This is a genomic window from Xanthomonas sp. SHU 308, from assembly GCF_000364645.1.
GTDB lineage: Bacteria > Pseudomonadota > Gammaproteobacteria > Xanthomonadales > Xanthomonadaceae > Xanthomonas_A > Xanthomonas_A sontii.
On sequence record NZ_AQOK01000244.1, the window covers coordinates 1 to 5,898 of the forward strand.

At 67.0% G+C, this 5,898-nt stretch carries 7 protein-coding genes; 1 reads left to right on the forward strand and 6 read right to left on the reverse strand.

All coding sequences use genetic code 11. The features are described 5' to 3' along the window. Positions 1–460 precede the first annotated feature (460 nt). Positions 461–805, forward strand: a complete 345-nt coding sequence (locus D588_RS0109145) for a DUF3301 domain-containing protein (protein WP_017908204.1) — start codon at positions 461–463, stop codon at positions 803–805. Between the two features lie 270 nt (positions 806–1,075). On the opposite strand, the gene D588_RS0109150 is transcribed toward D588_RS0109145, so the two are convergent. From D588_RS0109150 to D588_RS0109175, 6 genes are all read right to left on the reverse strand, one after another. Further along, positions 1,076–1,507, reverse strand: a complete 432-nt coding sequence (locus tag D588_RS0109150) for a ClpXP protease specificity-enhancing factor (RefSeq protein ID WP_017908205.1) — start codon at positions 1,505–1,507, stop codon at positions 1,076–1,078. 73 nt (positions 1,508–1,580) lie between these two features. Continuing rightward, positions 1,581–2,216: a glutathione S-transferase N-terminal domain-containing protein gene (locus tag D588_RS0109155; RefSeq protein WP_010342124.1), complete on the reverse strand. Its 636-nt coding sequence runs from the start codon at positions 2,214–2,216 to the stop codon at positions 1,581–1,583. Positions 2,217–2,386: 170 nt separating this feature from the next. Then, positions 2,387–3,133: a cytochrome c1 gene (locus tag D588_RS0109160; RefSeq protein ID WP_026143541.1), complete on the reverse strand. Its 747-nt coding sequence runs from the start codon at positions 3,131–3,133 to the stop codon at positions 2,387–2,389. Next, the gene (locus D588_RS0109165) at positions 3,126–4,388 is read right to left on the reverse strand and encodes a cytochrome bc complex cytochrome b subunit (RefSeq protein WP_017908207.1); all 1,263 of its coding nucleotides are present in this window, start codon (positions 4,386–4,388) and stop codon (positions 3,126–3,128) included. The genes D588_RS0109160 and D588_RS0109165 overlap by 8 nt, the downstream gene beginning before the upstream one ends. A gap of 3 nt (positions 4,389–4,391) precedes the next feature. Next, positions 4,392–5,021, reverse strand: a complete 630-nt coding sequence (gene petA, locus D588_RS0109170; RefSeq protein ID WP_026143542.1) for a ubiquinol-cytochrome c reductase iron-sulfur subunit — start codon at positions 5,019–5,021, stop codon at positions 4,392–4,394. Between the two features lie 146 nt (positions 5,022–5,167). Continuing rightward, positions 5,168–5,898, reverse strand: a 731-nt coding sequence (locus D588_RS0109175; RefSeq protein ID WP_017915762.1) for a lytic transglycosylase domain-containing protein, incomplete at its 5' end; no start/stop codon positions are given.

Sequence of the window (5,898 nt, forward strand, 5' to 3'; positions counted from 1 at the left end):
CCCGCGGCCAGTGCGGTCCCCGGCACGCCCGCCGCCCCGCCGGCACCGCCCGCACCACCCACCGGCTCGAACACGCCGGCGGCGGCATCCCCCATACCCAGCGCGACACCAGCAGCGCCGCACCCCACCGCGCCCACCGGCAACCAGGCACCCAAGACCGAACCGCAGTCACAGCCACAGCGCTAAGGCGTATTCGTCCAATCGCAACACCAGGGCGCCTCTCAACACCGGGATTCCGGTGCACGCATACCGCGCGTCATCAATGCATGCAGGTGCCTCGCTCAGGACCATGGCGGGGGCTTGGAGGCATCCGTCAGCCGCGGCACCTCACCCCAAGACATCTACGAGCAGCGCGCGACACCGTCCAAGGGCGCAGCTCTTGCCAATCCCCATTCCCGAATCCCCAATCCCCGCCCCAAGCAAGATTGCCCACCCACCAGCGCCTCGCTACAGTGGCGCCATGCCCAGCCTGATCCTGTTGATGATCGCCGGCGCCGCGGTGTTCGCGTTCTGGAACGCCTCGCGTGCGGCCGCCGAACGCGCCGAAATCCTCGGCCGCAACGCCTGCAAGGCCGCCGACGTGCAGTGGCTGGACCAGAGCGTGCACGGCACCGGCCTGCGCCTGCGGCGCCTGCCCAACGGCTGGCTCGGCTTCGAGCGCAGTTTCCGCTTCGACTATTCCTACGATGGCACCGACCGCCACAGCGGGCGCCTGGTGCTGCTAGGCGATCAGCTGATCGCGTTCACCGGGCCGTCGGTCGCCAGCGTGAGCAGCCTGCAGGAAGCCCGCGCGCAGCGCGACTGAGCCGTGCACCACGGCCGCGCACCGATACCGATACCGATGGCGTGCGGCGTGTCGTGTCGGGCGACAGCGAAGCTGAGTGCGCGGGCGATGCGCATGCCACATGGAATGGACGGCGAATGCAGGAGCGGCTTCAGCCGCGATGGGCGTTACCGGTAAGCCCGTCGCGGCTGAAGCCGCTCCTGCGACGGAACAACGCGGTGCGCGGCGCACGAATACCGGAAACGCCAACGCTTGGAGGGGTGAAGCGCGGCCACCGAGGCCGCGCATCGGCTACTTGACCACGCGCAGGCGCGGCCGCTTGCCAGCGTCGTCGGATCCGCCCGGCCGCGGCGGTGGCGGGGTGTCGTCGCCCGGCGGCTCGCTGGCGCCGTGGATGTCGTCCGGCAGCGCCATGCCCTGCCCGGTTTCGCGCGCATACACGGCCAGCACCGCGGACATCGGCACCTGCACCGGGTAGCTGACACCGCCGAAGCGGGCGGTGAAGCTGACCCCGTCGTTGTCGATCTGCAGACGCACCACCGCACGCTCGGCGATGTTCAGCACCACACGCCCGTCCTTGACCGCGCTCGGCGGCACCTGGACGCCGGGCAGGCCCGCATCCACCAGGATGTGCGGGGTCATGCCGTTGTCGTTGATCCATTCCACCAGCGCCCGCAGCAGGTACGGGCGATGGCTGGTCATGCGGGAAGTGTCGTCGCTCATGCGCCCATTCTACGTGCCGGCGCGCAATGCCGGTACAGCTCGGAAGACAATGGAGACGGCGCGGCGGACAGCATCATGCCGGCAGGTCGCGCAGTTTCTTTTCCTGATCGGTCAGGCTGCGGATGAACCCCGGATTGCGGAAGATGCGGTTGCCGTAATCCTCGATCGCCTTGCCGTCCTTCGGCAGCGGGATGTCCAGTGCCTGCAGGCGCCAGATGATCGGCGCCATCGCGCAGTCGGCCAGGCTCATCTCCGGATTGAGGAAGAACTTGCTGGCCTTGAACAGCGGCACCGACGCGGTCAGCAGCTCCTTCAGGCGCTTGCGCCCGGCTTCGGCCTGGGCCTTGTTGCCGAGCTGGATCGCCTGCACCTGCGGCACCCAGTCGTGCTCGATGCGCAGCATCGCCAGGCGCAGGCGCGCGCGCGAAAGCGGGTCGACCGGCATCAGCGGCGGATGCGGATAGCGCTCGTCCAGGTACTCGCTGACCACCGAGGCGGCGTACAGCACCAGCTCGCGCTCGACCAGGGTCGGCACCGAGTGGTAGGGATTCAGGTCGATCAGGTCTTCCGGCGGATTCTGCGGATCCACCGCCACGAAATCGTAGGTCACGCCCTTGGCCGCGAGCACCAGGCGGACGCGGTGGCACAGGACATCATCCGTGGAGGAAAACAACGTCAAGGTATTTCGCATGCGCAAACTCGCCGCCATTCAAGGCTCTCCGACGGCCGGAATCCGCCGGCCGCATCGACGCCGCCCGCACATTGCGGACGGTCGTCACGGCCCCTGAGTGTGCAACCCTCGCTCACAAAAGCCAATAGGATGAACAGGGGATCGGCTCAGCAACGGTGCAGCCGGGACGCGGCCGAAACGGCCGCGACTCAATGCACGTCCTTCCAGTATTCCTTCTTCAGCAGATAGGCCAGGAAGGTCAGCAGCGCCAGGAACAGCACCACCCACACGCCCAGGTTCTGCCGCTTCAGCGCCGCCGGCTCGCCGGCGTATTCGAGGAAATTGCTGATGTCGCGCACCGTCTGGTCGAACTCGGCCGGGCTCTGCTTGCCCGGCGTCGCCAGTTGCAGCCGCTCCACCGGCTTGTCCACGCCCGGCTGCTCGGCCTTGCCGTAGACCGGCTGCTGCAGGCCCTGCAGGTCCCACAGTGGATTGGGCATGGAGGCGTTGGCGAACAGCTTGTTGTTCCAGCCCAGCGGCCGCGACTGGTCGAGATAGAACGACTTGAGGTAGGTGTAGACCCAGTCGGTGCCGCGCACGCGGGCGATCAGGCTCAGGTCCGGCGGCGCCTTGCCGAACCATTTGGTCGCCGCATCGTGCGGCATCGCCGTCTCGATGTGTTCGCCGATCTTGGCGCCGGTGAAGTTGAGGTTGTGCATCACCTCGTCCTCGCTCAGGCCCAGATCCTCGGCCATGCGCTGGTAGCGCAGGTACTTCAGCGAATGGCAGCCGGAACAGTAGTTCATGAACAGCTTGGCGCCGCGCTGCAGCGAGGCGCGGTCGCCCAGGTCGTTGCCGGCCTGCAGGGTGGCGGCACCCTCGGCGGCCATGGCCGAGGCGGACAGCAACAAGGCCGAGGCGACGCCGGCGAGCACAGCGATCAGGCGCTTAGTCATGGCTGCTCACCCGCTCCGGCACCGGCTTGGTTCGATCCAGCGAGGTCCATATCGGCATCGTCAGGAAGAAGGCGAAATACAGCACGGTCAGCACGCGGCCGATGTAGGTCTCGATGATCTCGGTACCGGGGCCGGAACCGATCACGCCGAGCCAGACGAAGCACACCGCAAGAATCCCCAGCATCACCCGCGAGATCCAGCCGCGGTAGCGGATCGACTTGACCTTGGCGCGATCCAGCCACGGCACCAGGAACAGGATCGCGATGGCCGAGAACATCACCAGCACGCCGCCGAGTTTGTTCGGCACCACCCGCAACATCGCGTAGTACGGGGTGTAGTACCATACCGGCTTGATGTGCTCCGGCGTCACCAGGCGGTTGGCCTCGGTGAAGTTGTCGTGCTCCAGGAACAGGCCACCGAAGCCGGGCGCAAAGAAGATGATGAAGGCGCCGATCATCAGCAGGAAACCGACGCCGACCAGGTCCTTGACCGTGTAGTACGGATGGAACGGGATGCCGTCGGCCGGCTTGTTCGGGCTCCAACGGTTGCCCTTGGGCCCCTTCTTGATCTCCACGCCGTCGGGATTGTTGGAACCGACCTCGTGCAGCGCGCCCAGGTGCAGCACCACCAGCAGCAGCAGCACCAGCGGCAGGGCGATCACGTGCAGGGCGAAGAAGCGGTTGAGGGTGGCGTCGGACGGCAGGTAGTCGCCCATGATCCATTCGGTCAGGCCGTTGCCGATCACCGGGATGGCGCCGAACAGCGAGATGATCACCTTCGCGCCCCAGAACGACATCTGCCCCCAGGGCAGCACGTAGCCCATGAAGGCTTCGGCCATCAGCACCAGGTAGATCAGCATGCCGAGGATCCACACCAGCTCGCGCGGCTTCTTGTAGCTGCCGTACATCAGCCCGCGGAACATGTGCAGGTACACCACGATGAAGAACAGCGAGGCGCCGGTGGAGTGCATGTAGCGGATCAGCCAGCCCCACTCGACGTCGCGCATGATGTACTCGACCGAGTTGAACGCCTCGGCCGCGCTGGTCTTGTAGTGCATCGTCAGGAAGATGCCGGTGACGATCTGGTTGACCAGCACCACCATCGCCAGCGAGCCGAAGTAGTACCAGAGGTTGAAGTTCTTCGGCGCGTAGTACTCGGTGACGTGCTTGCGGTAGAACGGCATCAGCCCGGGGGCGCGCTCGTTGACCCAGTCGAACACGTTGCCCGCGGTGCGGGTGAGGATGTTGTCGGCCATGACTTACGCCCCTCCCTTCGCGGACGCGCTCGGGTCCACGCCGATCACCAGCGTGTTGTCGTCCTGGTAGTGGTGCGGCGGCACCAGCAGGTTGATCGGCGCCGGCACGCCCTGGAACACGCGGCCGGACATGTCGAAGCGCGACTTGTGGCAGGGGCAGAAATAGCCGCCCTTCCAGTCGGGGTCGTAGGGTTCGGGGCGGATCTCGGCGACCATTTCCGGCGAGCAACCCAGATGGGTGCACAGGCCGACCAGCACCGAGACGTCGGGCTTGATCGAGCGGTACTCCGGATTCTTCAGCACGTAGTCCGGCTGCTGGTCCTTGTTGGTGGACTCAGGATCCTTGAGCCGGCTGTCCAGCGACGGCAACGCATCGAGCATCGCCTTGGAGCGCTTGACGATCCAGATCGGCTGGCCGCGCCATTCCAGGATCAGGCGCTGCCCTTCCTGCAGGGCGCTGATGTCGGCGGTGACCGGCGCGCCGGCCAGCTTGGCCTTTGCGCTCGGATTCCAGGACTTGATGAAAGGAACCGCGACGAACCCCGCACCGACCGCGCCCACGACGGACGTGGTGGCGGTGAGAAAGCGGCGGCGTCCTACATTTACAGAATCGTTGACCCCATCGTTGGCCATCCGGCACTCCGATCTGTGATTGGGTAGCGTGAGGCTGCCAGCAGCTCGGTGGGGGTCGAGCCGCACTGAATCCACTGCAGTGTAGCGGAACCCTTAACGCGCCGACAATGGACGCGCAACGCCTCCTGCCGGGCCGCGGCGACGGCTCAATGCGCGGTCGCCAGCACGCCGCGGTAGCGCTCGGCGAGCACGCCGACCCGCTGCACGTAGCGTTGGGTCTCGCTGTACGGCGGCACCCCGCCGTGTTTGTCTACCGCGCCTTCGCCGGCGTTGTAGCCTGCCGCGGCCAGGCTGAGGTTGCCGTTGAAGCGCTTCAGCAGCCACGCCAGGTACTGCACGCCGCCGCGAATGTTTTGCGCTGCATCAAACGAATCGCTGACGCCGAAGCGGCGCGCGGTCGGCGGCATCAGCTGCATCAGCCCCTGCGCACCGGCGCGGCTGAGGGCCGTCGGGTTGTAGGCGGACTCGGCGTGGATGATGGCGCGCACCACCGCCTCGTCGACACCGTACTCGCGCGCGGCGGCGGCGATCTCGCTCTGGTAGGCGGTGGTGTTCAGGCGCACCGCACCGAAGTTGACCCCCGGGTTGGCGCAGGCATAGCAGGTTTCCATGAAGCTGTAGCGGATCGTGCGCACCGCGCCGAGATTGGCGACCTGGGTCGGACGCGCACTGGTGTAGTGGCGCACGCCGTCCTTCATGTACGAATACAGCTGACCGCTGACCAGACGCCGTGGCGCGCCACTGCTGCTGGGCGACACCGGGGCGACCCGGTTGGGCACGGCGTTGGCGGTCACCGGGGCCGGGGCGGCGACCGGCGCGCTGATCAGGGTGGCCGGCGCCACGGTGCCGGCGCTGGCGATGACGCCGCGGCTGGGCG